General features: G+C 64.0%; 22 protein-coding genes and 1 pseudogene. 16 read left to right on the top strand and 7 right to left on the bottom strand.

Going from position 1 to position 23,397, the window contains the following annotated elements:
- Nucleotides 1–223: pseudogene (locus ACT6VE_RS26225) on the bottom strand (IS6 family transposase); the annotation flags it as partial.
- 129 nt (nucleotides 224–352) lie between these two features.
- Nucleotides 353–1,183: an alpha/beta hydrolase gene (locus ACT6VE_RS26220; protein ID WP_444801269.1), complete on the bottom strand. Its 831-nt coding sequence runs from the start codon at nucleotides 1,181–1,183 to the stop codon at nucleotides 353–355.
- A gap of 304 nt (nucleotides 1,184–1,487) precedes the next feature.
- Between ACT6VE_RS26220 and ACT6VE_RS26215 the strand changes: the two genes are divergently transcribed.
- From ACT6VE_RS26215 to ACT6VE_RS26185, 7 genes are all read left to right on the top strand, one after another.
- On the top strand, nucleotides 1,488–3,107 hold the full coding sequence (locus ACT6VE_RS26215) for an AMP-binding protein (protein ID WP_444801268.1): 1,620 nt from the start codon (nucleotides 1,488–1,490) through the stop codon (nucleotides 3,105–3,107).
- Between the two features lies 1 nt (nucleotide 3,108).
- Nucleotides 3,109–3,945, top strand: coding sequence for a tryptophan 2,3-dioxygenase (gene kynA, locus ACT6VE_RS26210; RefSeq protein WP_444801267.1), 837 nt, complete (start codon nucleotides 3,109–3,111; stop codon nucleotides 3,943–3,945).
- A 39-nt stretch (nucleotides 3,946–3,984) separates the two neighbouring features.
- Complete coding sequence (locus ACT6VE_RS26205) at nucleotides 3,985–5,121, top strand: ABC transporter substrate-binding protein (protein WP_444801266.1); 1,137 nt, start codon at nucleotides 3,985–3,987, stop codon at nucleotides 5,119–5,121.
- A 197-nt stretch (nucleotides 5,122–5,318) separates the two neighbouring features.
- On the top strand, nucleotides 5,319–6,239 hold the full coding sequence (locus tag ACT6VE_RS26200; protein WP_444801265.1) for a branched-chain amino acid ABC transporter permease: 921 nt from the start codon (nucleotides 5,319–5,321) through the stop codon (nucleotides 6,237–6,239).
- Between the two features lie 10 nt (nucleotides 6,240–6,249).
- On the top strand, nucleotides 6,250–7,221 hold the full coding sequence (locus tag ACT6VE_RS26195) for a branched-chain amino acid ABC transporter permease (protein ID WP_444801264.1): 972 nt from the start codon (nucleotides 6,250–6,252) through the stop codon (nucleotides 7,219–7,221).
- Nucleotides 7,214–7,963, top strand: a complete 750-nt coding sequence (locus ACT6VE_RS26190; protein WP_444801263.1) for an ABC transporter ATP-binding protein — start codon at nucleotides 7,214–7,216, stop codon at nucleotides 7,961–7,963. The genes ACT6VE_RS26195 and ACT6VE_RS26190 overlap by 8 nt, the downstream gene beginning before the upstream one ends.
- Nucleotides 7,960–8,646 carry an ABC transporter ATP-binding protein gene (locus ACT6VE_RS26185; protein WP_444801262.1) on the top strand — a complete coding sequence of 229 codons (687 nt, stop codon included), beginning with the start codon at nucleotides 7,960–7,962 and terminating at the stop codon, nucleotides 8,644–8,646. Before ACT6VE_RS26190 ends, ACT6VE_RS26185 begins: the two co-directional genes overlap by 4 nt.
- Before the next feature lie 7 nt (nucleotides 8,647–8,653).
- Here the strand turns inward: ACT6VE_RS26185 and ACT6VE_RS26180 are convergent, their stop codons facing one another.
- From ACT6VE_RS26180 to ACT6VE_RS26160, 5 genes are all read right to left on the bottom strand, one after another.
- The gene (locus ACT6VE_RS26180; protein ID WP_444801261.1) at nucleotides 8,654–9,622 is read right to left on the bottom strand and encodes a threonine ammonia-lyase; all 969 of its coding nucleotides are present in this window, start codon (nucleotides 9,620–9,622) and stop codon (nucleotides 8,654–8,656) included.
- A 65-nt stretch (nucleotides 9,623–9,687) separates the two neighbouring features.
- The gene (gene kynU / locus ACT6VE_RS26175) at nucleotides 9,688–10,935 is read right to left on the bottom strand and encodes a kynureninase (RefSeq protein WP_444801260.1); all 1,248 of its coding nucleotides are present in this window, start codon (nucleotides 10,933–10,935) and stop codon (nucleotides 9,688–9,690) included.
- 15 nt (nucleotides 10,936–10,950) lie between these two features.
- Entirely contained in the window at nucleotides 10,951–11,874 is a 924-nt protein-coding gene (locus ACT6VE_RS26170) for an ABC transporter permease (protein ID WP_444801259.1), read from the bottom strand.
- Nucleotides 11,875–11,879: 5 nt separating this feature from the next.
- A complete protein-coding gene (locus tag ACT6VE_RS26165) occupies nucleotides 11,880–12,659 on the bottom strand; it encodes an ABC transporter ATP-binding protein (protein WP_069062140.1) in 780 nt (259 codons plus the stop codon).
- Between the two features lie 59 nt (nucleotides 12,660–12,718).
- The gene (locus ACT6VE_RS26160) at nucleotides 12,719–13,705 is read right to left on the bottom strand and encodes an ABC transporter substrate-binding protein (protein ID WP_444801258.1); all 987 of its coding nucleotides are present in this window, start codon (nucleotides 13,703–13,705) and stop codon (nucleotides 12,719–12,721) included.
- A gap of 159 nt (nucleotides 13,706–13,864) precedes the next feature.
- Here ACT6VE_RS26160 and ACT6VE_RS26155 point away from each other — a divergent pair, with 159 nt between their 5' ends.
- The 9 genes from ACT6VE_RS26155 to ACT6VE_RS26115 all read left to right on the top strand — a co-directional run bounded on the left by ACT6VE_RS26155 (nucleotide 13,865) and on the right by ACT6VE_RS26115 (nucleotide 23,354).
- Nucleotides 13,865–14,626, top strand: a complete 762-nt coding sequence (locus ACT6VE_RS26155; protein ID WP_444801257.1) for a GntR family transcriptional regulator — start codon at nucleotides 13,865–13,867, stop codon at nucleotides 14,624–14,626.
- A 79-nt stretch (nucleotides 14,627–14,705) separates the two neighbouring features.
- Nucleotides 14,706–15,230, top strand: a complete 525-nt coding sequence (locus ACT6VE_RS26150) for a MarR family winged helix-turn-helix transcriptional regulator (protein WP_444801256.1) — start codon at nucleotides 14,706–14,708, stop codon at nucleotides 15,228–15,230.
- A 200-nt stretch (nucleotides 15,231–15,430) separates the two neighbouring features.
- Nucleotides 15,431–17,752 (top strand): bifunctional salicylyl-CoA 5-hydroxylase/oxidoreductase, encoded by a 2,322-nt coding sequence (locus ACT6VE_RS26145; RefSeq protein WP_444801255.1) that lies wholly within the window; start codon nucleotides 15,431–15,433, stop codon nucleotides 17,750–17,752.
- Nucleotides 17,749–18,519, top strand: a complete 771-nt coding sequence (locus ACT6VE_RS26140) for an SDR family NAD(P)-dependent oxidoreductase (protein ID WP_444801254.1) — start codon at nucleotides 17,749–17,751, stop codon at nucleotides 18,517–18,519. The genes ACT6VE_RS26145 and ACT6VE_RS26140 overlap by 4 nt, the downstream gene beginning before the upstream one ends.
- A gap of 11 nt (nucleotides 18,520–18,530) precedes the next feature.
- A complete protein-coding gene (locus ACT6VE_RS26135) occupies nucleotides 18,531–19,373 on the top strand; it encodes an enoyl-CoA hydratase family protein (RefSeq protein ID WP_444801253.1) in 843 nt (280 codons plus the stop codon).
- A gap of 2 nt (nucleotides 19,374–19,375) precedes the next feature.
- Complete coding sequence (locus ACT6VE_RS26130; RefSeq protein ID WP_444801252.1) at nucleotides 19,376–20,563, top strand: acyl-CoA dehydrogenase family protein; 1,188 nt, start codon at nucleotides 19,376–19,378, stop codon at nucleotides 20,561–20,563.
- Nucleotides 20,564–20,576: 13 nt separating this feature from the next.
- The gene (locus tag ACT6VE_RS26125; protein WP_069062148.1) at nucleotides 20,577–21,005 is read left to right on the top strand and encodes an acyl-CoA thioesterase; all 429 of its coding nucleotides are present in this window, start codon (nucleotides 20,577–20,579) and stop codon (nucleotides 21,003–21,005) included.
- Nucleotides 20,983–21,378 (top strand): RidA family protein, encoded by a 396-nt coding sequence (locus tag ACT6VE_RS26120; protein WP_444801251.1) that lies wholly within the window; start codon nucleotides 20,983–20,985, stop codon nucleotides 21,376–21,378. The genes ACT6VE_RS26125 and ACT6VE_RS26120 overlap by 23 nt, the downstream gene beginning before the upstream one ends.
- Nucleotides 21,379–21,389: 11 nt before the next feature.
- Nucleotides 21,390–23,354: a 3-hydroxyacyl-CoA dehydrogenase NAD-binding domain-containing protein gene (locus ACT6VE_RS26115; RefSeq protein WP_444801250.1), complete on the top strand. Its 1,965-nt coding sequence runs from the start codon at nucleotides 21,390–21,392 to the stop codon at nucleotides 23,352–23,354.
- Nucleotides 23,355–23,397 lie beyond the last annotated feature (43 nt).

The raw sequence follows: 23,397 nt of genomic DNA, 5'->3' as shown, positions 1-23,397 counted from the left end.
TCCCGGCGCGACGGCCGGCTGCGACGGAGTTGCTTTGCGGAGGCGGTCCGAATTTCCGACCCCATCGCCGGACTGTTTCATACGAGACGGCAATTCCGCGCTCCAGCAGCATTTCCTCGACAAGGCGTAGGCTGAGAGGAAACCTGAAATACAGCCAGACCGCATGCGAGATGATCTGTCGCGGGAAACGGGGACGCTTGTAGCTGATGGCAGAACTCTTCATGCCGCCATCTCCATGCCAAACTCACTGACACCTCGTTTATGTGACAACACCCGTGGCATCCATACATGCGCAGACGCCGAAAGGCGTCGGCTGGAACACGACGACACATCCTTCTTTCCAACGAAGCGGTCACACCGACAGCAGGGTCCGTGTCATTGGGTGTGCCGCGTCTGTGAGACCATCGAGAACGTCGAAGTGGTGCTTGTTCGGTTCGACGACCGTTGCGGTGGTCGCGCCCAGCCCCGTCCAGATGTTGGCGAGCAAGGCATTCTGGCGCAGGAATTCGGCGCGTTCGCTGGCGCCGGCCCAGCAGGTGATGCGGGCATTTTCCATCGGCCGCAGCAGCGCCGGGCTTTCCGCCATCGCCTCTGCCTCGTCGAGGGCAAGCTTTTCATTCATGGTGGTGGATAGAAGCGGGCGCAGGTCATGCAGGCCGGAAATGGAGACGACGTTGCGGATGCGCTGCTGAACGTGCGGTGCAAGAGGCGACGTCGCCGTGACCATCCGGCTGGCGAGATGCCCGCCGGCGGAATGCCCGGTCAGCATCAGCGGGCCCTCGACGCGCTTTGCGGCTTCCCCGATGGCGGCTGCGACTTCCGTCACAATCTGCCCGATGCGAACTTCCGGGCACAGCGTGTAGGACGGCATGGCAACGGCGTAACTACTCGCGACAGCGCCGGCGGCGAGATGCGACCAGACGCTCTTGTCGGTCTGCAACCAGAAGCCACCATGCACGAAAACGACCAGACCCTTGGCCGAGCCGTCCGGGAGAAACAGATCCATGCGATTGCGCGGCCGCTCGCCATAGGCAAGGTCGAGTTTTGCGCGCCCGGCGGAAAGCAATGCGTCTCGGAAGGCGTCGGCGGGCTTGATCCAGGCCTCCGGCCAGCGGTCGCTGCGCGCGATGTTCACGCCATTGGCATAGGCGTCGTCCCAATCCGAAATGCGGTATTCCAGCATCGCTGCACTCCTCCCGTTCATGCGGCCAGCGGCATAGCAATCGCCCGGACAGCGTCCAAAGGCAATGCCATCGGGCAAGAAACTTTATGCTTGAAATAATTTTTGACAGATGCAATGCTGATCCATGTTCAGCGCAGAAGTGGAGGTCTTCGCTGTGCCCATCACCATCGATACATTTCCTGCGCAACGACGCGAGCCGGCAACGCCATGCCCGGCCGAGCGCCGCTGCGCGACCACACACCATCTCGTCGGCTTTGACCGTGCCTGGGTGCCAGGCAGGACAGCAACAGGGGAATAGCCGCACATGCTTGGACCGACCGCCCATGTCGATACGTTCACCCGCGACAACCTGCCGCCGCCGGGGGAGTGGCCGGATTTCCTGCTCGACGGCTTCGACTATCCGGACTATCTCAACGCCGCCGTGGAACTGACGGATGCGATGGTCGCCAAAGGCGTCGGCGACCGCACGGCGCTGATCGGCAACGGGCGGCGGCGCACCTACAAGGAACTCTCCGACTGGACGAACCGGCTGGCGCATGCGCTCGTCGAAAATTACGGCGTGAAGCCCGGCAACCGTGTTCTCATTCGCTCGGCCAACAATCCGGCCATGGTCGCCTGCTGGCTCGCCGCCACCAAGGCAGGCGCCGTCGTCGTCAATACGATGCCGATGCTGCGCGCCGGGGAACTCGCCAAGATCGTCGACAAGGCCGAAATCAGCGTGGCGCTCTGCGACACGCGGCTGATGGACGAGATGATCGCTTGCGCCAAGGACAGCCGTTATCTCAAACAGGTCATCGGTTTCGACGGAACCGCGAACCATGACGCCGAACTCGACCGTGTCGCCCTCGACAAACCGGTCACCTTCGACGCCGTGCGGACGGGCCGCGACGACGTGGCGCTGCTCGGCTTCACATCCGGCACCACGGGCGTGCCGAAAGTGACCATGCATTTTCACCGCGACCTGATGGCAATTGCCGACGGCTATGCCAAAGAAGTCCTCGCGGTAACGCCCGAAGACGTCTTCGTCGGCTCGCCGCCGCTCGCCTTCACCTTCGGCCTCGGTGGCCTTGCGATCTTCCCGCTGCGCTTCGGCGCGGCCGCGACGCTGCTCGAACAGGCGACGCCGGCGCTGATGGTGGAGATCATCGAGACCTACAAGGCGACGATCTCGTTTACCGCCCCCACCGCCTACCGCGCCATGCTGAAGGCGATGGATGCCGGCGCGGACCTCTCGTCGCTACGCGTTGCCATCTCCGCCGGCGAGACGCTGCCCGGGCCTGTCTTCGAAGAATGGACGCAAAAGACCGGAAAGCCCATCCTCGACGGCATCGGCGCCACCGAAATGCTGCACATCTTCATTTCCAACCGTTTTGAAGACCGCAAGGCGGCCTCGACCGGCAAACCCGTGGGCGGTTACGAGGCGCGGATCGTCGACGAGGACATGCGCGAAGTGCCGCGCGGCACGGTCGGCAAGCTTGCGGTGCGCGGCCCGACCGGCTGCCGCTACATGGCCGATGCCCGCCAGCGCGACTATGTGCGCGACGGCTGGAACCTCACGGGCGACGCCTTCCTGCAGGACGAGGACGGCTTTTTTCACTTCGCCGCCCGCTCCGACGACATGATCATCAGCGCCGGTTACAACATCGCCGGCCCCGAAGTGGAGGCAGCGCTGATCGCCCATGCGGACGTGGCGGAATGCGCCGTGATCGGCGCGGCCGATGGGGAACGCGGCCAGATCGTCGAGGCCCATGTCGTGCTGGTGGCCGGCGTTTCGGCCGACGAGGCGACGATCAAGCGCCTGCAGGACCATGTGAAGGCGATGATCGCCCCCTATAAATACCCACGCTCAGTGAAATTCCTGGATGCCCTGCCGAAGACGCCAACCGGCAAGATCCAGCGTTTTCGCCTGCGCACGGAGCACTAAGATGAGCAAACCGTACGACCCTTCCACGGAAGGCGCGCAGATGTCGTTCGAAGAACGCATGTCCTATAGCGACTATCTCAAGCTGGAGAAGGTGCTGACCGCGCAGGCGCCGCTGTCGGACGCGCATGACGAGATGCTGTTCATCATCCAGCATCAGACCTCCGAGCTGTGGATGAAGCTTGCCTTGCATGAGATCAGCTCGGCGATACGGTCGCTGCGGGCGGACCGGCTGGAGCCCGCCTTCAAGATGCTGTCGCGTGTCGCCCGCATTTTCGAGCAGCTCAACAGCGCCTGGGACGTGCTGCGCACGATGACGCCAAGCGAATATACTGAGTTCCGGGATTCGCTCGGGCAGTCCTCGGGCTTCCAGTCCTGGCAGTACCGGGCAATCGAGTTCCTGGCCGGCAACCGCAACCTCGCCATGCTGCGCCCGCACGCGCATCGCCCCGATATCATGGAAAAGCTGGAGGCGATCCTCGCCGCTCCCTCGCTCTACGACGAGGCGATCCGGCTTCTCGGCCGCAACGGCTTCGACATTGGCGACGAGGCGGAGCGCAGCGACTGGCGCGAGACGCGCGTCGAGAATGACAAGGTCTTTGCGGCCTGGCAGACCGTCTATCGCAATCCGCAGCGTTATTGGATGCTCTACGAGCTTGCGGAAAAGCTGGTCGATTTCGAGGATTATTTCCGGCGCTGGCGCTTCAACCACGTCACCACCGTCGAACGCATTATCGGCTTCAAGCGCGGCACGGGTGGGACATCCGGCGCATCCTACCTCAAGAAAATGCTGGAAGTGGAACTCTTCCCCGAGCTATGGCATGTTCGTACAGACCTTTGATAGAACACGATAAAAACCAAACTATATGAGGAGAACAGCATGAACCGCATTCTGGCAGCAAGCCTCTTTGGCCTTTCGCTCGCGACATCCAGCCTCGCCTATGCCGAGCCGGTAAAGATCGGCGTCATCACCACGCTTTCGGGCGGTGGCGCGGGCCTCGGCATCGACATGCGCGACGCCTTCACGCTCGCCATCAAGCAATCGGGCAACAAGGACGTGGAACTCGTGATCGAGGACGACGCCCAGAAGCCGGAACTGGCCGTGCAGATCGCGGAAAAGATGATCCAGGGCGACAAGGTCGACCTGATGACCGGCATCATCTGGTCGAACCTCGCCATGGCTGTCGTGCCGAACACGGTGGCGCAGGACGTCATCTACCTTTCGCCGAACGCCGGCCCCTCGGCGCTGGCCGGTGCGAACTGCAATGCGAACTACTTTAACGTCGCTTATCAGAACGACAATTTCCACGAAGGCATGGGTGAATATGCCAACAAGGATTACAAGAACTCGTTCATCCTCGCGCCCAACTATCCGGCCGGTAAGGATGCGCTGACCGGCTTCAAGCGCTTCTACAAAGGCAGTCTTGCCGGCGAGATCTATACCCAGGTCGGCCAGACGGACTACGCGGCCGAAATCGCACAGATCCGTGCGTCGGGTGCCGATTCCGTCTACTTCTTCCTGCCCGGCGGCATGGGCATCGCCTTCATGAAGCAATATGCCCAGTCGGGCGTCGGCATTCCGGTCATGGGGCCGGGCTTCTCCTTTGACCAGGACGTGCTGCCGGCTATCGGTGATGCAGCACTTGGCGTGAAGAATTCCGCCAGCTGGTCGCCGGACCTCGACAACGAGACCAGCAAGGCCTTCGTCGAAAGCTTCAAGGCCGAATACAACCGCCTGCCGTCGGTCTATGCGGCGCAGAGCTGGGATACGGCAAACCTCATCCTCTCGGCACTTTCCAAGGCGAGCGTCAAGGACAAGGACGCCTTCCGCGCAGCGCTGAAGGCAGCCGACTTCAAGTCGGTGCGAGGCACGTTCTCCTTCAACAAGAACCAGCACCCGATCCAGAACATCTATGTGCGCGAAGTGGTGAAGGATGGCGACGTGCTGACCAACAAGATCGTCGCGACCGCCTTCGAAAATCACAAGGACGCCTACGCCGACCAGTGCGGCCTGTAACGCCGTTTGACGTCTGAACGCCCGGGCGCCCGCCTTTTGCTGGCGCCCGGGCGATGCTCAACGCGCTCCTGGAGCATTTCCGCTTTTCGTCGAATCGCGAAAACGCTCTGACACCTTGTTTTGGCGCAATTCGCGACACGCAAAACCGCTGCGCACTTTTGCTGCAATTGCTCTAACCCCAAGCCCGGACCGACGCTGTGTTCACCGCACTCCTGATCGAACAATTGCTCAACGGCCTTCAGCTCGGTGTGATGCTGTTTCTGATGGCCGCCGGCCTGACGCTGATTTTCGGCGTCATGGGCCTCATCAACCTGGCCCACGGCTCGCTCTATATGATCGGCGCCTTCGCCTGCGCCACGGTCGCGGCCGCCACCGGCTCCTTTTGGCTGGGCCTCATCGCCAGCCTTGTCGCCGCCGCCGGTGTCGGCGCCCTGATCGAGGTCGCCGTGATCCGAAGGCTCTACGACCGCGACCATCTCGACCAGGTGCTCGCCACCTTCGCGCTGATCCTCATTCTATCCGAAGGCGCGCGCTGGCTTTTCGGTTCGTTCCCGCTCTATCTCGATATTCCCAAACAGCTTCAAGGCGCGGTGCCGCTGCCGGGCGGCGGTCAGTACCAGCTCTATCGGCTTGCCATCATCGCCGTCGGCATTGCGGTGGCCGTCGGTCTTTATCTCCTTATTTCCCGGACACGGCTCGGCATGCGTATTCGCGCCGGAGAATCCGACCGGGAGATGATCGCTGCCCTCGGCGTCGATATCAGCACGCTCTATACGGTGGTTTTCGCGCTCGGTGCCGCACTCGCCGGGCTTGCCGGTGCGCTGGTCGGCGCGCTCCAATCGGTTCAGGTCGGCATGGGCGAGCCGGTGCTCATCCTCGCCTTCGTCGTCATCGTCATCGGTGGCATAGGCTCCATCAAGGGCGCGCTCGTCGGCGCGGTCATCGTCGGCGTCGTCGATACGATGGGGCGCTTCCTGTTGCCCTCGCTTCTCGCGCTGACCATGCCGGCCGCACAGGCCACCACGATCGGCGCAGCAGTGGCCTCCATGCTGATCTATGTCGTCATGGCCCTCATTCTCGCTTTCAGGCCGAGCGGCCTGTTCGCGACCCAGTCGTGAGGCCTCGACGATGAACCGCGAAACCACCGTCAACCTCATCATCGCCCTCCTTCTTCTCGGCCTGCCGCTCATCGCGGCCGGCATGGGCGAACCCTTCTATGTGACACTCGCCACCCGCGTCGTCGTGCTGGCGCTCGCCGCTGTCGGCCTCAACCTGGCGCTCGGGCTCGGCGGGCTGCTCTCCTTCGGGCATGCTGCCTTCTTCGGTCTTGGCGGCTATGTCGCCGGCATTCTGGCGACCCACGCGTTCAACGCCGAGCCGCTCTTCGCCGGCATTCCTGGTACGACCTCGATGCCATTGATCTGGCTGGTGGCGGTCATGGTCGCCGGGCTCGTCGCCCTGCCGATCGGCGCGATCAGCTTGCGCACGATGGGCGTCTATTTCATCATGATCACGCTCGCCTTCGCGCAGATGATCTATTATTTCGCCATCTCCTGGCCGGCCTATGGCGGCGAGGACGGCCTGTCGATCTATGTGCGCAACGCCTTTCCCGGCATCAATACCGCGCAACCGCTACCCTATTTCCTGATCTGCTTTGCGGTGCTCATGGCGATGCTCCTGCTGTTTCGCCTCGTCGAGGGCTCGCGCTTCGGCAGCGCCCTGCAAGCGGCACGGCAGAACGGGGTACGCCTTGCTGCGGTCGGCATCCCGCCCTTCCAGATTCGGCTCGTCGCCTTCACGCTTTCGGCGATGATCACCGGCCTTGCCGGTGCGCTCTATGCCGATCTCAACCGCTTCGTCGGCCCGTCGATGCTCTCCTGGCACATGTCGGGTGAACTCATGGTTCTCATCATTCTTGGCGGCAAGGGACGGCTGTTCGGCCCCGTCGCCGGCGCGATGATCTTCGTCTGCCTCGAATATGTGCTCGGCGGCATCACCGAGCGCTGGCAGTTCTTCCTCGGCCTCATCCTGCTCGGCATCGTGCTTTTTGCGCGCGGCGGTTTTTTGGGCCTCGTCTCGAGAAAGCCGCGCCATGTCTGAGCCCATTCTCGAAATCCGCGACCTGCGCAAATCCTTCAACGCGCTGAAGGCAACGGACGGGGTGAGCCTCGACCTTTACCCCGGCCAGATCCACGCGCTGATCGGCCCGAACGGTGCCGGCAAGAGCACGCTCATCCACCAGATCGCCGGCTCGCTTGCGGCCGACAGCGGCACGATCCGCTTTCTCGGCCAGGATATCGGCGGGCTCGACATGGCGGCGCGGGCAAGGCTCGGGCTTGCCCGCAGCTTCCAGATCTCCTCGCTGGCGCAGGAATTTTCCGCCCTTCGCAATGTCATGCTGGCCGTGCAGGCGAAGGAGGGCAGCAGCTTCCGGTTCTTCCGGCAGGTGGCGAGCGACCGGAGCCTGATCGACCCCGCAATGGCCATGCTGGAGCGCGTCGGTCTTGCCGGCCGCGCCCACATACCGGCCGCGGAGCTATCACACGGCGAGCGCCGGCAGCTCGAAATCGCCATAGCGCTTGCACTGTCGCCAAAAGCCTTTCTCTTCGACGAACCCATGGCGGGCATGGGACCGGAAGGCTCCAAGCAGCTGACGTCGTTTCTCGATGGCCTGCGCCACGAAGCGCCGATGCTGCTGGTGGAGCACGACATGGATGCGGTCTTTGCGCTGGCAGACCGGATCTCGGTGCTGGTCTACGGCCGCATCATCGCAACGGGCACGGTCGATGAAATCCGCAGCAACCCCGAAGTGCGCCGCGCCTATCTGGGAGAAGCCGCGTGACCCTCCTTGATCTCAAAGGCCTCGAAACCTTCTATGGCGCCTCTCAGGCGCTCTTCGGCGTCGATCTCGACATAAGGGAAGGCGAAGTCGTCGCGCTTATGGGGCGCAACGGCATGGGCAAGACGACGACGATCAACTCGATCATCGGTCTCGTGCGCCCGCGCGCTGGCGCCATCAGCTTTGGCGGCAAAGCCATCTTCGGCATGCGGCCGCACCGCATCGCCAGGCTCGGCCTCGGCCTCGTGCCGGAGGGACGGCGCTGCTTTCCCAACCTGACGGTGATGGAAAATCTCGTCGCCACGGCCCGCGGTAGCGAGTGGACTTTTGCGAAGGTCATAGACCTCTTCCCCCGCCTTGGCGAGCGGCGCGACCAACATGCCCGCACGCTTTCCGGCGGTGAGCAGCAGATGCTTGCCGTCGGCCGTGCCCTGATGACCAATCCGCGCCTCCTCATCCTCGACGAGGCAACCGAGGGCCTTGCGCCGGTTATTCGGCAGGACATCTGGTCGGCGATCCGCAAGCTGAAGGCCGCCGGCCAGTCGATCCTCGTCGTCGACAAGACGCTTTCGGAGCTGCTGCCGGTGGCGGACCGGTGCTTTGTGCTGGAAAAGGGCGCGACTGTCTTCGAGGGCGCGCCGGCGGCGCTGACGCCGGAGCTTCAGGACCGCTATCTCGGGGTCTGACGCTTGCTCAGGCGGCCGGAATGCCGCCGCCGAGCACCACGGAATAGGCCTCCGCATCGATATTGCCGCCGGAGATGACGCAGACGATGTTGCCCGTCAGATCGGGCCGCGCGATCGCGGCGGCGAGCGAAGCTGCGCCCGCGCCTTCGGCGACGACCTTGGCCTTCCTGAACAATAGCCGCATCGCATCGGCCACCTCGGCGGGACTGATGGCAATGGCGCCGTCGATCAGCTCGCGTGCGACGGGCCAGAGCTGCGGGACCAGCGACGGACCGCCGATACTCTTGATGAAGGACGGACGGGTTTCCACCGTGACGATTTTGCCGGCTGCAAGCGCGGCGCCAACCGGGTCGGCGCTGTCGTCCTCGACCGCAAAGACGCGCACCCGCCGGGACACGGCCTTGACCGCGCTGGCGACCCCGGTGGTCATGCTGCCGCCGCCATATGGCGTGAGCACCACATCGACGCCAGGCAGGTCCTCGACGATTTCCACGCCGATCGAGCCATTGCCGGCCAACACTGCCTGGTCGGTCACCGGGTTGATCAGCAATTCCGGCGCAGCCGGCCGGTCCGCACCGACAATGTAGTCCCACCAGGTTTGCGCGCTGACAAAGCGCACCTCGCCGCCGAGGCTCCGCACACCGTCGATCTTGGTCTGCGGCGCCCCGCGATACATGTAGGCCACCATCGGCACGCCGGCGCGGCGTGCGGCCCAGGCCATGCCATAAGCCATATTGCCGGAACTGGTGACCGCGACGCCTTTGCTGAGCGCCGAGCGATCACGCGACAACAGGGCATTCAAAGCCGGCCGGAGCTTGAAGGCGCCGATCGGCGACAAGGTTTCCAGCTTCAGGAAGATTGTTCGGTCCGGGAAGCCGAGGTCGAGCCTGACGAGCGGCGTGCGGGCCAGGTGCGGCGCGAGGCGCAAACGCGCCTCGGCGATCTCGTCGAGGGTCGGGCGGTGTGGTTCGGTCATGACGAAAGGCCTCCCGATATCCTCTGTTGAGAAACTGCGGGCGGAGACCGCCCGCAGTCGCAAAATCAGGTCACGGCGGCCCGGACGGCAAAGCGTGCATCCTGCCATGTGCCGGTGCGCAAAATATCTTCGAGGATCACGACGGCCTGCCACACGTCCGCATAGCTGACATAGAGCGGCGTGAAGCCGAAGCGCAGGGTCGAGGGGGCACGAAAATCGCCGATCACGCCACGGGCAATCAGTGCCTGCATGATCTCATAGGCGTTCGAATGGCTGAACGACACCTGGCTGCCGCGTTTTGCGCGGTCGCGTGGGCTTTCCAGTTCGAGCCCATGGCCGGCGCATTTTTCTTCGACGAGCGCAATGAAGAGATCGGTGAGGCCGAGGCTCTTTTCGCGCAGCGCGGCCATGTCGACCTCGTCCCAGATGTCGAGTGCGCCCTTTAATGCGCGAAGCGACAGGATCGGCTGCGTGCCGCAGAGGAAACGGCGGATGCCTTCGCCAGCCGCATAGTGCGTTTCGAAGGCGAACGGGCGCGCATGGCCCCACCAGCCGCTGAGCGGCTGGCGGATGTTCCCGTGGTGCCGTTCGGCGGCGTAGATGAAGGCCGGCGCTCCGGGGCCGCCATTCAGGTATTTGTAGGTGCAGCCGACGGCGAAATCGACATTCGCACCGTCGAGATCGACCGGCAGGGCGCCCGCCGTGTGGCAGAGGTCCCAGATGATGAGCGCGCCGTTCTCATGGGCCTTCTGCGTCAGCGCCGCCATGTCCCGCAACTCGCCGGACTTGTAGTTGACGTGGTTGACGAGAACCACGGCGACGCTGCCGTCGATCAGATCCTCGATATCAGGCGCATCCACGCCTTCGAGACGCAGCGAAGCGCCCGGACGGGTCGAAACCACGCCCTCGGCCATGTAGATATCGGTCGGAAAGCTGCCACCTTCGCTGACGATGACCGAGCGGTCCGGCCGAAGCGCCATCGCGGCGTGCAGGGCCTTGTAGATGTTGATCGACGTCGTGTCGCAGACGACCGTCTGGCCGGCGGCGGCGCCAATCAGCCGCCCGACGCGATCGCCAAGCGTCAGTGGCATGTCGAACCAGCCGGCCGTGTTCCAGCTACGGATGAGGTCCTGCCCCCATTCTTCCGTCGCCGCCTTCTGCAGCTCGGCGAAGGCGGCATGCGAGGCGACGCCCAGCGAATTTCCGTCGAGATAGACGAGGCCCGGCGGCAGGATGAAGCGTTCACGCATGGAACGCAGCCCATCGGCCGCATCCATGGCCTCGATCTGAGTGAAATCGGGAAGTGCAGTCATCGGATGGTCCTTGGATTATTCGCGAACGGTTTCGCGGGCGGGTGCCGGCCCGCGGCTGCGCTTGAGGCTCGGCAGGGCCAGCATGGCCAGAACGAACAGGCCCGTCGCCAGCTTCAGGTCCGGCGGCGGCATGCCGGCGGCGAGGCAGAAGGAGACAAGTTGGTAGTAGACGATGGCACCGACAAAGGGGGCGGCGAGCTGGCGCGGCACGCTACTCTTGCCGACGATCGCCTCGCCGATCATCAGGGCGGCTAGCCCGTTGATCAGGATGCCGAGACCCATATTGACGTCGGCAAAACCCTGCGACTGCACCATCAGCGCGCCGCCGGCCGCCGAGAAGGCGCCAGCAAGTCCGACGCCGCCGATCGTCGCCAGCCAGACATTGATGCCCTGCGCCTCGGCCATATCGGGATTGGCCCCGACGGCACGAACCGCCGTGCCCTTCTCGGTGCGGAAGAAATACAGCAACAACACGAAGACGAGGAGGCCGAATGCGCCGGCCATGACGATCTTGCTTGCCGGAAAACCGGGCTGCAGGAAGGGCAGCCAGTCGAATACCGTCGTCGAGCCGAAGACCGAGAGGTTCGAGCGGCCCATGATGCGCAGGTTGATCGAATAGAGCATCGTCATCATCAGGATGCCGGCGAGCAGCGTGTGGATCCGGAAGCGCAGGTGGATGAAAGCCGTACAGCAGCCGGCGACGAAGCCGGCAATGAGCGCAATCAGGATCGCCGGGAGCGGTGACATGCCGGCCGCCATGAGTACGCCGCAGACGCAGCCGCCAAGCGGGAACGCGCCTTCGCTGGTCAGGTCCGGAAAGCTCAGCATGCGGAAGGGGATCATGATGCCGAGCACGACGAAGGCGAGGATGAGGCTCTGCGCCAGTGTGACGGGAACGAGTGCGATGAAGCTCGCGACGGTGTTTTGAAGAAAATCCATGGTCGTCAGCTCGCCAGAAACATGCGGTCGGTTTTGACGGAGAAATGGCCGATCAGGTCCGGGACAGTGATCGCGGTTTTCTCCCCGCCGGCGATTTCGAGGCGCACGCGGCCGGCATCGAGCATGATGACCCGGTGGCCGAAATCCACGGCGTGCTGCATGTTGTGCGTCACCATCAGCGTCGTCAGCTTCAGGGCCTCGACGGCTCGGATGGTCGCCTGCATGACGATGTCGGCGGTGCGCGGATCGAGCGCCGCGGTGTGCTCGTCGAGCAGCAGCAGTTCCGGTGAACCGCCGACAGCCATAATCAGCGACAGCGATTGCCGCTGGCCGCCCGAAAGCAGTTCCACCCGCGTATCGAGACGGTTTTCAAGCCCGAGGCCGAGCAGCGACAGGCGCTCCTTGTAGGAAGCCAGCCGTGCCGGATTGAGGCCGCGTCGGAGTGTCCGCTTGTTGCTCCGGAGATCGGCCAGCAGCATGTTTTCCGCCACCGTCATCGAGGCCGCGGTGCCCTTCATCGGATCCTGGAACACGCGTGCGAGCCTGATCGCGCGTTTGTGCACGGGCATGGCCGTCACGTCGTCGCCGTTGATGAGGACCTTGCCGGTATCGAGGACGAGTGCTCCGGAAATGGCATTGAGCATGCTGCTCTTGCCGGCGCCATTCGATCCGATGACGACGCCGAATTCACCTGTTTCAAGCCGCAGAGAGAGATCGTTCAGCGCGGTCTTCTCATCTGCCTGTCCCTTGTAGAATACCTTGCGGGCTGACCGGATTTCCAGCATTGGCTTCCCCCCTTTATTGTTGGGTGACGGCGCTTGTCGCGCCGCCACCGGTTCGCAGATCAGTCGATCAGGCAACCACAATCGGCGAGCGAGGCCGGCACTTCGAGACCGAAGGCGGCGAGCGTCTTCTTCGAGATCAGCGGCTTGTGGTCCTCATAGGCCGGGCGCCACGGGGCGATGGACTTCGGGTCCTTGCCCTTGAGGATTTCCGCGGCGATCCGGCCGGCGGCAAGGCCGACCTGCTCGTAGTTCACGGCAAAGCTCGCCGGAACGACACCGTCGCGCACCGCACCGTCGTCGGAGTTGACGATCGGGATCTGCGCCTGGCGTGCGGCGGCCGAAACGGCGGCGATTGCCGGCTGGAGCAGGTTGGAGGCCGGCGTATAGATCACGTCGGCCTTGCCCGCGAAGGACGCGATGCGCTGCTGGATGTCGTTGACATTGTCGACGCCGACATCCACCACCTCGAAGCCGGCCGCTGGTGCCGCTTCCTTGATCTTTTCAAGCAGCGCCGCGTCGTTCGCCTCGCCCGGATTGTAGGGCACGCCAAAGCGCTTGGCGTTCGGCAGAAGCTTGTGGGTGAATTCCATCACGGCGGCGACGTCCTGAAGGTCCGTCGCCCCGGTCATGCCCTCATCACCGGCCTTCCAGGAGGGCACCAGCTTGGCGGCCACCGGATCGGTGACGGCGGAGAAGACGACCGGAATGCCGGAGCCGGCGAGCGCCTTCTTGGCGATCTGCGAAACGGGCGTGGTGATCGTATAGATCAGCTTCGGCTGTTCGGCCTGGAGCTTGGCGATCATCTGCGGCACCAGCGATGCGTCGAAATTGGTGTGGCTCTCGCTGTAGACGACGTCGGTTCCCTCGACGAAGCCGTTTTCCGCCAGAGCCTTCTTGAAGCCGGCGATCGATGCGGCAAGCTGCGGGTGTTCGCCGAAGTTGGCGATGCCGATACGGATCGGCTCGGCGGCCGCTACCCCTGCGCCCCATGCGAGAGCGCCAGCGACCAACAATCCGGAAATCCAATTCTTTTTCAGGCTGCTCATGAAATCCTCCCAGATACGACAAGCGGCCGCCGTTCCTCAGCGGCTTGCAGGGATCATGGCGGCGGGACGCTTTCTTGTCAAACAAATATATATAGTTTTGAAATTGGCGCATGATTATATATATTTGTGTCCATTGGGTGCAGGCGTTAAGGGAACTTGATGCAAGATCAGGAGCAATCGACCAAAACCGAATCCGCCTACCGGCTTCTGCGGCGCGACATTCTCGCGACGCGGCTGAGGCCCGGTGCGCCGATGAAGCTGAGCGCGCTGCGCGATCGCTATGAGATCGGCTGGACGCCGCTCCGGGAGGCCCTGTCGCGGCTGGAGGCAGAAGGGCTCGTCACGGCGATCAGCAATCGCGGTTTTGCCGTAGCGCCGGTCTCGCGCGAGGAATTGGAGGATCTCACCCGAGCCCGTCTCGTCGTCGAGGTCCCGCTTCTCCTGGAAGCGATCGAGAATGGCGGCAGTGAATGGGAGTCGGCGGTCGTCACCGCGCATTACCGGCTGTCGCGCTGCAAACTCGTCGTCGAAAGCGCTACCGAAGGCGAAATTGACGAGTGGGACGAGAGGCACGCCGCCTTCCATGCCGCGCTGATCAGCGCGGCACGGTCCAACTGGCTCCTGCGCTTCCAGGCGACAATTTCCGACCAGCTCCGCCGGCACCACCGGTTCCTCAGCCTTGCCCCGGCAATGCGAGCCGCGGAGGGCAGGAGCGAGGGATATGAGGAGGCGGTTGCCGCGCTGCGTGACGCCATGGCGATCGAGCACCACACCGAACTCATGGAGGCCGCGCTCGACCGGAACATCAACCACGCGCGGGCGCTGATGGCCGATCACATCGGCTTTACGGTCAATGTCTATGCGCAATCGGAGGACGGCAGCGGTTCTCTACCCGCATTGCAGGCGCAGCCGTCAAAATGACGGCGCGACGTCCGGCCTGTCCAAGCGCTGGAAACATCTCTAGAAGACAAGGTGACGGTATAGAAAGCGGGCGTTTGCAATGACGGGTGACGACACGTTCGACATCGCGCCGGACTGGCTGGATGGCGAAACCAAGGTCCTTGAGGCTCCGCACGATCACCGGGCCGAGCTGCGGCTCTGGTTGCGGCTGTTGACGTGTTCGACGCTGGTCGAGAGCGAGGTGCGGCGGCGGCTCAGGGAAGAATTCGACTCGACCCTGCCGCGCTTCGACCTGATGGCCCAGCTTGAGCGCGCACCGGATGGCATGGTGCTCGGTGAGGTCTCCAAGCGTATGATGGTCTCGCCGGGCAACATCACGGTTCTGGTGGAGCGGCTGACCGAGAGCGGGCATCTCAGCCGCACGACGCTCCCGACCGACCGGCGCGTGCAGATCATTGCGCTCACCCCCTTCGGCCGCGGTGAATTCGAGAAGATGGCGGCCCGGCATGCCGACTGGATCTCCGACCTCTTTGCCGGTCTCGCACCAGACGATGGCAGCCTGCTGATGGACGAGCTTGCCAAGCTCAAGCGCTCCATCATGGCTTCGCTTGCCAAGGGCGCCTGAAACGCCCTTTTCGCCTTTTCTGACGTCCTTTGAAGCGAAACGTTCCCACGCGGCGCGTCCGTCAAAGGTGCGTGCTCGCCCAAAACAATTTTAAGCTTGAAATTTCTCTCGAACGGGTCCACCTTGCTTCTCGCAGTCCGAGGCGCCCCGACAGCGTCTTGAAAGCGACACGCGCAGCCGGACCTCGGGAGGAGAACGACATGCGGATCGTCTGTATCGGTGGTGGGCCTGCCGGGCTCTATTTTGCGCTGCTCATGAAGCGCCAGCACCCGGAACATCACATCACCGTCGTCGAGCGCAATCGCGCCTTCGATACGTTCGGCTGGGGCGTGGTGTTTTCCGATGCGACAATGCAGTCGATGCGCCAGTGGGACCCCGAGACGGCTGAGGCGATAGAGGTCTCCTTCAACCATTGGGACGACATCGAACTGGTGTTCAAGGGCCGCAAGATCCGCACGACCGGCCACGGCTTCGTCGGCATCGGCCGCCGGAAGATGCTTAACATCCTGCAGGATCGCTGCCTGGAACTCGGCGTCGAGCTGCTGTTCGAGCGCGACGTCGAAAGTGATGCGGAGTTCGCCGATGCGGACCTCATCATCGCGTCGGATGGCGTCAATTCGCGCCTTCGCAACAAATATGCCGAGGTCTTCCAGCCCGACATGGTCGTGCGGCCGAACCGCTACATCTGGCTCGGCACCAACAAGCTGTTCGACGCCTTCACCTTCGATTTCCAGCGCACCGAACACGGCTGGTTCCAGTCGCATATCTATCGCTTCGACGACACGACCTCGACCTTCATCGTCGAGACGACGGACGACGTCTACAGGGCGCACGGCCTCGACCAGATGGACCAGCAGCAGTCCATCGAATTCTGCGAAAAGCTCTTTTCCGGCACGCTGGACGGTCACAAGCTGATGACCAATGCGCGGCATCAGCGCGGCTCCGCCTGGCTGAATTTCGGCCGGCTGATCTGCGAAAAGTGGAGCCATTTCAACGGCAACAGCCATGTCGTGCTGATGGGCGACAGCGCCCATACCGCCCATTTCGCCATCGGCTCGGGCACCAAGCTTGCCATCGACGATGCAATCGAGCTGACCCGGCAATTCGACATCCTCGGCCACGACAAGGCCCACATCCCAGCCGTGCTTGCGGCTTACGAGGAGGTGCGCCGCGTCGATGTCGCCCGCATCCAGAATGCGGCGCGCAACGCCATGGAATGGTTCGAGGTCGTCGGCACACGCTATGCCGATACGCTGGAGCCCGAGCAGTTCATGTATTCGATGCTGACCCGCTCGCAGCGCATCAGCCACGAAAATCTTCGCCTGCGCGACAAGGTGTGGCTCGAAGGCTTCGAGCGCTGGTTCGCCGAGCGGGCGGGTGCGGAACCGGCAGCAAACGGTGCGGTGCCCCCGCCGATGTTCACGCCGTTCAAGCTTCGTGGCCTGACGCTGCGTAACCGCATCGTGGTGTCGCCGATGGCGATGTATTCGGCGACGGATGGCATGCCGGGCGATTTTCACTTGGTGCATCTCGGCGCCCGCGCCATGGGCGGTGCCGCCCTCATCTTTCCGGAAATGACCTGCGTGACGGCCGATGCCCGCATCACGCCCGGCTGCCTCGGCCTGTGGAACGACGACCAGCAACAGGCCTTCAAACGCATCGTCGATTTCGTCCACCACCAGACGCCGGCCAAGATCGGCATCCAGCTCGGCCATGCCGGACGCAAGGGCGCAACGAAACTGGCCTGGGAGGGCATCGACCAGCCGCTCTCCGAAGGCGAATGGCCTTTGGTGTCCGCCTCGGCCGTGCCCTATCTCGCCCAGTCGCAGACGCCGCGTGAAATGACCCGGGCGGACATGGACCGTATCATTCAGGACTTCGTGCAAGCCGCCGAACGGGCCCGCGACATCGGCTTCGACATCCTCGAGCTGCACGCAGCACACGGCTACCTGCTGTCGAGTTTTCTCTCGCCGCTGACCAACCGGCGCACCGACGCGTATGGTGGTGACCATGCGGCGCGAGCCCGCTTCCCGCTCGAAGTGTTCCACGCCATCCGCAAGGTCTGGCCTGAGGACAAGCCGATCTCTGTGCGCCTGTCGACCAACGACTGGCACGAGGGCGGCAACACGCCCGAGGATGCGGCGATCTTCGCTAAAATGTTCAAGGACGCCGGTGCCGACATGATCGACTGCTCTTCCGGACAGGTGGTGAAGGAGGAAAAGCCGGTCTATGGCCGCTTGTTCCAGACGCCGTTCTCCGACAAGATCCGCAACGAAATCCAGGTCCCGACCATTGCCGTAGGGGCGATTTCAGAGGCCGACCATGCTAACTCGATCATCGCGGCCGGCCGCGCGGACCTCTGCGCCGTCGCCCGTCCGCATCTGGCGGATCCGTCCTTCGTCCTGCACGAGGCGGCGAAGATCGGCTATGACGCCCAGCCCTGGCCAAAGCAGTACCATTCCGCCCGCGGGCAATATGTCAGCAACCTCGCCCGCGCGACAACAACGGCGGGCAAGCCATGAGCAGACGACACGCCATCGTCACAGGTGCCGGCAGCGGCATCGGCAAGGCAATCGCGCTGGCACTCGCGGCCGACGGCCATGCCCTGAGCCTCGCAGGCCGGCGCGCAGCCCCCCTGGAAGCCGTGCGCGATGAGATCCGTGCGTCAGGCGGAGAGGCCTTTGTCCGGGATGGCTTCGACGTCAGCGACGCCGCTGCCGTCGAGCGCGGCATTGCGGCGGCGATCGCTGAAGCCGGCGACATCGCGGTGCTCGTCAATTGCGCTGGCGAGGCGCCGTCCGCGCCCTTCGAGAAAACCGATCTGGCGCTCTGGCAACGGGTTCTCTCCATCAACCTGACGGGCGTTTTTCTGGTAACGCAGGCCGCACTCACCTCTGTGCGCCGGGCCGGAAATGGCCGGATCGTCAATGTCGCCAGCACCGCTGGCCTCACCGGCTACGCCTATGTCTCGGCCTATTGCGCCTCCAAACATGGCGTCATCGGCCTGACGCGGGCGCTGGCACTGGAACTGGCGCGCACCGACGTCACCGTCAACGCCGTTTGCCCCGGTTTCACCGACACGCCGTTGATCGATGGCGCGCTCGACACGATCAGCGAGAAGACAGGCCGATCGCGCGAGGACGCCCGCGCCAGCCTCGCCCGCGCCAATCCGCAGGGCCGGCTGGTGACGCCCGCCGAGGTGGCCCACACCGTTTCCTGGCTCGTCTCGGAAAAGGCGACCGCGATCACCGGCCAGGCCATCGCGGTGGCTGGCGGCGAAGTTCTGTGAGGATAGACGACATGACCAACCCCATGCAGGCCAAGAAACGTCCCTTCAAGGGTCATGAGGCAAAACACTTCCTGTTCGAAACGGATGTCGACGGCCGCGTCGCCACGATCACGCTCAACCGCCCGGACAAGAAGAACCCGCTGACCTTCGAAAGCTATGAAGAGCTTGGCGATCTCTTTCGCTCGCTTTCGCGCGCCAGCGATATCCGCGCGGTCGTGTTGACCGGTGCCGGGGCCAATTTCTCCTCCGGCGGGGATGTGTTCGAGATCATCGAGCCGCTGACGCGCATGGCCATGCCGGATCTTCTCGACTTCACCCGCATGACCGGCGAACTGGTGCGCCAGATGCGCGCCTGCTCGCAACCGATCATCGCGGCCGTGGACGGCATCTGCGCCGGTGCCGGCGCCATTCTGGCGATGGCCGCCGATTTCCGTGTCGCAACACCGGAGGCGAAGACAGCGTTCCTGTTCACCCGCGTCGGGCTTGCCGGCGCGGATATGGGCGCCTGCGGTATTCTCCCCCGCATCATCGGCCAGGGCCGTGCCGCTGAGTTGCTCTTCACCGGCCGGGTCATGACGGCGGCGGAAGGCCATGCCTGGGGTTTTTACAATGCCCTGCACGAGCGCGACACGCTGCTCGCCGAAGCGCAAAAGTTTGCCCGCACGATCGCCGATGGTCCGTGGTTCGCCCATGCGATGACGAAAAAGATGCTCGACCAGGAATGGGCGATGGGCATCGACCAGATGATCGAGGCAGAAGCACAGGCCCAGGCGATCTGCATGGCGACCGGCGATTTCCGCCGTGCCTTCGAGGCCTTCGCCGCCAAGGCAAAGCCCGTCTTCGAGGGGAACTGAAGATGCACTCCGAACGCAAGGCGCCGACCCGCGATCATCTCGATTGGCCGTTCTTCGACGAGACCCACCGCGCCCTTGCTGCGGATCTCGACGGCTTCGTTGCCCGCGGCGGCCTCGATGAGGTCGATCACGGCGATGTCGATGCCGCCTGCCGGCAACTGGTCACAGCCCTTGGTGCCGCCGGCCTTCTCCGTCCCTGCGTGCCAAAAGCCTTCGGCGGTGCGAGCGAGGAGATCGACAGCCGGGCGCTTTGTCTCGTTCGCGAGACGCTGGCCTATGCCGATGGCCTTGCCGATTTCGCCTTCGCCATGCAGGGGCTCGGCACGGGCGCAATCAGTCTTTCCGGTTCGCAAGCGTTGAAGGAGCTTGTCCTGCCCAAGGTCGCAGCCGGCGAATGGATTTCCGCCTTCGCGCTGTCCGAGCCCGATGCCGGATCGGATGTCGCCGCCCTGGCCTGTGCGGCGCGGCGCGACGGGGACGATTTCGTGCTCGACGGCGAAAAGACCTGGATCTCGAACGGCGGCATCGCCGACGTCTACACGGTCTTCGCCCGCACTGGCGAGGCGCCTGGTACACGCGGCATCTCCGCCTTCGTCGTCTTCGCCGATACGCCAGGCTTCACGATTGCCGAGCGGATCGAGACGATCGCGCCACATCCGCTCGCCCGCATCCGTTTCGACAATTGCCGTATCCCGGCCACGCAGCTTCTTGGAAGCCCGGGCGAAGGCTTCAAAATCGCCATGCGCACACTCGATATTTTTCGCCCGTCCGTCGCGGCGGCCGCAACTGGTTTCGCACGGCGGGCGCTCGACGAAGCGGTGTCGCACGCCAAAAATCGAAAGATGTTCGGCGCAACGCTGGCCGATCTGCCGACGGCGCAAAGCACACTCGGCGAGATGGCGACCGCGATAGACGCCGCCGCCCTCCTCACTTGCCGCACCGCCTGGAAGCGCGACGTGCAGAAGCTGCCGACGACACGCGAAGCCGCGATGGCGAAGATGACGGCGACGGAAAATGCGCAATGGGTCATCGACCAGGCGCTCCAGCTTTTCGGTGGCCGCGGCGTGCGCTCCGGCGAGATCACCGAACGTCTCTACCGGGAGATCCGGGCGCTACGCATCTACGAGGGCGCGACCGAAGTTCAAAAGCTCATCATCGGCCGCGAGCTGGTGAAAACCTCGACGCGATAGAGGGGAGGCCACCGTGTTCACGATCAAAAAACCATTGCGGTTCGGGGATTGCGACCCCTCGGGGATCGCCTACTTCCCGTCCTACCTCAACATCCTCGTCGGTGTGCTGGAGGACTTCTTCGCCTCGCTCGGCTTTCCCTGGAAGGCAATGAATGACGAGTTGCGCATCGGCGTGCCGACGGTGCGCCTCGACCTCACCTTCCGTCGCCCGGGCTTTCAGGGCGACGAGCTGGATTTCGCGCTCGCGGTGCATGGCGTCGGCCGTTCGTCACTCGACATGGACCATACGGTATCGGCGAGGGGCATCGTGCTCTGGACCGCCAAACACCGCATCGTCGCCACCTCGCTCGATACCCACGCCTCGCTCGCCTGGCCGGACGATATCCGCGCCGCACTGACATCTCATCTGGAGACGCCCCATGCACACCATCCTGCAACCTGAAGGCTGGGCGAAGCCCATCGGCTATTCCAACGGCGTGGCGGCGACGGGCCGCACGTTTTTCGTCGGCGGCCAGATCGGCTGGAACGAACGCTCCGAATTCGAGACCGACGATTTTGTCGAACAGGTACGCCAGACGCTGAAGAACGTCGTCGCCGTGCTTGCGGCAGGCGGCGCCGAACCCCACCACATCACCACGATGACCTGGTATTTTACCGACAAGCAGGAATATCTCGGCAACCTGCGCGGCATCGGCCAGGCCTACCGCGAGACCATCGGCAGGCACTATCCTGCCATGGCGGCGATGCAGGTGGTCGCGCTGGTCGAGGACCGCGCCAAGATCGAAATCCAGGCCACGGCCGTCATCCCCGAATGAGGCTTGCGGCAATGGCCGAGATGCGATTTTCAGAGAGTGTTTCTGCCCGGCTGGACGGGGACGTTCTTGTCGTTGCCATCGACAACCCGCCCGTCAATGCCCTCTCGGCGCATGTCCGGTCCGGTCTGGTCGCGGCACTGGACTATGCCGCCGGCGCTCGCGATATCGTCGGGTTTGTCATTTCGGGCACGGGCCGCATCTTCGTTGGCGGGGCGGATATCCGGGAGTTTGGCAAGCCCCCGGTCGCGCCCTCGCTGCCTGACGTGATCGACCAGATCGAAGCTTTCGAGAAACCCGTCGTCTGCGCCGTGGCCGGTGCAGCCCTTGGCGGCGGTTGCGAGGTCGCGCTCGCCTGCCACGGCCGCATTGCCGGCGAGAACGCTGCGTTCGGCCTGCCGGAGGTAAAGCTCGGCATCGTTCCGGGCGCCGGCGGGACACAAAGGCTGCCGCGCCTGATCGGCACGATTGCCGCTATCGACCTCATCTGTACGGGACGGACGGCAAAGGCGGACGAAGCCGTGGCGCTCGGCCTCGCCGATGCCATCGCTGCCGATCCCCTGACGGCGGCCATTGCAGCCGCGCGTGAAAATGCCGGGCGACCGCTTCGCCGCACCGGCAGGATCACCGTTCCCGCCGTGGATGCCGCCGCTGTCGATATGGCGGAGGCAAAGGTCGTTGCCAAAAGCCGCGGCCAGTGCGCCCCTGTCGAAGCTGTTCGACTCGTGAAGGCGGCAGGCCACTGCGACCTTGAACAGGGCTTGGCGGAGGAGCGCGCCACATTCCTGCGTTTGCGCGATTCCGAGGAATCGGCAGCCCTGCGACACGTCTTCTTTGCCGAGCGCGCCGCCGGGAAGGTCGAAACGCTCGCCGATGTGTCGCCGCGGCGGATCGAAACCGTCGGGGTGGTCGGCACGGGGCTGATGGGCTCCGGTATTGTGGTCTCGGCGCTTACCAGCGGTTACCACGTCATCGCGCTGGAGCAGACTCCAGAGGCCGCGGCCAGTGGGCGTGAGCGTATCGCCGGCATTCTCGCCAAGGCCGTGCAATCCAGGCGCCTGACGGCGGAGGGGCGTGAGGCATGCCTTGCCCGGCTCGAAGCGACTGCCGAGGCGAAGGACCTTGCAATGGCCGATCTCGTCGTGGAAGCCGTTTTCGATGACCTCTCCGTCAAGACGGACCTGTTTCGCAGGCTCGACAGCATCGTCGCGCCCGATGCTATCTTGGCGACCAACACGAGCTATCTCGATCCCGATACGATTGCGGCCGCAACGGCCGATCCGTCCCGCGTGGTCGGCCTGCACTTCTTCTCACCCGCCAATGTCATGCGGCTCGTGGAGGTCGTCGATTGCGCGAAAACCGCGCCCGACGTGCTGGCGAGCGCACTCAACTTCGTCAAGCGCCTCGGCAAGCTTGCTATCGTCTGCGGCGTCACCGAGGGCTTTATCGGCAACCGCATCTTCTCCGCCTATCGCCGAGAAGCGGAGTTCATGCTCGAGGACGGCGCCCTGCCGCACCAGATCGATTCTGCGCTCGAGGCCTATGGCTTTCCGATGGGCATTTTCGCCGTCAATGACATGGCCGGCCTCGAAATCGCCTGGGCGCGCCGAAAACGGCTGGCCGCGACTCGCGATCCTGCGGAGCGTTATGTCGAGATCGCCGACAGGCTCTGCGAAGCTGGTCGCCTCGGCCGCAAGAATGGGCTTGGCTGGTACGCCTACCCGAACGGCGAGCGCACGATTGATCCCGCGGTGACGGCAGTGATCGAAGCGGCGCGGGCGGAAAAAAACATCGTTCCGCGGGCTTTCACGGCGATGGAGATCATGAACCGTCTCCTCACGGCGATGGTCGATGAAGGGAAAGCGCTGCTCTCCGAGGGTATCGCCGCGCGGCCCGGGGATATCGATCTGGTCATGATCAACGGCTACGGCTTTCCCGCCCACAAGGGCGGACCGATGTTCGCCGCGCAAAAGAGCTAGAACTTAACGGCGGGCGTAGCGGCTGGCGGGCAAACACAAAAAG

The organism is Shinella sp. (assembly GCF_052438155.1).
Lineage (GTDB): Bacteria > Pseudomonadota > Alphaproteobacteria > Rhizobiales > Rhizobiaceae > Shinella.
This window is presented reverse-complemented; position numbering and strand designations above follow the sequence as displayed.

What these genes read in the sequence shown, in the direction of transcription:
- ACT6VE_RS26220 (WP_444801269.1), bottom strand. Translation starts at nt 1,183, where the DNA reads ATGCTGGAATACCGCATTTCGGATTGGGACGACGCCTATGCCAATGGC.
- ACT6VE_RS26215 (WP_444801268.1), top strand. Translation starts at nt 1,488, where the DNA reads ATGCTTGGACCGACCGCCCATGTCGATACGTTCACCCGCGACAACCTG.
- kynA (WP_444801267.1), top strand. Translation starts at nt 3,109, where the DNA reads ATGAGCAAACCGTACGACCCTTCCACGGAAGGCGCGCAGATGTCGTTC.
- ACT6VE_RS26205 (WP_444801266.1), top strand. Translation starts at nt 3,985, where the DNA reads ATGAACCGCATTCTGGCAGCAAGCCTCTTTGGCCTTTCGCTCGCGACA.
- ACT6VE_RS26195 (WP_444801264.1), top strand. Translation starts at nt 6,250, where the DNA reads ATGAACCGCGAAACCACCGTCAACCTCATCATCGCCCTCCTTCTTCTC.
- ACT6VE_RS26190 (WP_444801263.1), top strand. Translation starts at nt 7,214, where the DNA reads ATGTCTGAGCCCATTCTCGAAATCCGCGACCTGCGCAAATCCTTCAAC.
- ACT6VE_RS26180 (WP_444801261.1), bottom strand. Translation starts at nt 9,622, where the DNA reads ATGACCGAACCACACCGCCCGACCCTCGACGAGATCGCCGAGGCGCGT.
- kynU (WP_444801260.1), bottom strand. Translation starts at nt 10,935, where the DNA reads ATGACTGCACTTCCCGATTTCACTCAGATCGAGGCCATGGATGCGGCC.
- ACT6VE_RS26170 (WP_444801259.1), bottom strand. Translation starts at nt 11,874, where the DNA reads ATGGATTTTCTTCAAAACACCGTCGCGAGCTTCATCGCACTCGTTCCC.
- ACT6VE_RS26165 (WP_069062140.1), bottom strand. Translation starts at nt 12,659, where the DNA reads ATGCTGGAAATCCGGTCAGCCCGCAAGGTATTCTACAAGGGACAGGCA.
- ACT6VE_RS26160 (WP_444801258.1), bottom strand. Translation starts at nt 13,705, where the DNA reads ATGAGCAGCCTGAAAAAGAATTGGATTTCCGGATTGTTGGTCGCTGGC.
- ACT6VE_RS26155 (WP_444801257.1), top strand. Translation starts at nt 13,865, where the DNA reads ATGCAAGATCAGGAGCAATCGACCAAAACCGAATCCGCCTACCGGCTT.
- ACT6VE_RS26150 (WP_444801256.1), top strand. Translation starts at nt 14,706, where the DNA reads ATGACGGGTGACGACACGTTCGACATCGCGCCGGACTGGCTGGATGGC.
- ACT6VE_RS26145 (WP_444801255.1), top strand. Translation starts at nt 15,431, where the DNA reads ATGCGGATCGTCTGTATCGGTGGTGGGCCTGCCGGGCTCTATTTTGCG.
- ACT6VE_RS26140 (WP_444801254.1), top strand. Translation starts at nt 17,749, where the DNA reads ATGAGCAGACGACACGCCATCGTCACAGGTGCCGGCAGCGGCATCGGC.
- ACT6VE_RS26135 (WP_444801253.1), top strand. Translation starts at nt 18,531, where the DNA reads ATGACCAACCCCATGCAGGCCAAGAAACGTCCCTTCAAGGGTCATGAG.
- ACT6VE_RS26130 (WP_444801252.1), top strand. Translation starts at nt 19,376, where the DNA reads ATGCACTCCGAACGCAAGGCGCCGACCCGCGATCATCTCGATTGGCCG.
- ACT6VE_RS26120 (WP_444801251.1), top strand. Translation starts at nt 20,983, where the DNA reads ATGCACACCATCCTGCAACCTGAAGGCTGGGCGAAGCCCATCGGCTAT.
- ACT6VE_RS26115 (WP_444801250.1), top strand. Translation starts at nt 21,390, where the DNA reads ATGGCCGAGATGCGATTTTCAGAGAGTGTTTCTGCCCGGCTGGACGGG.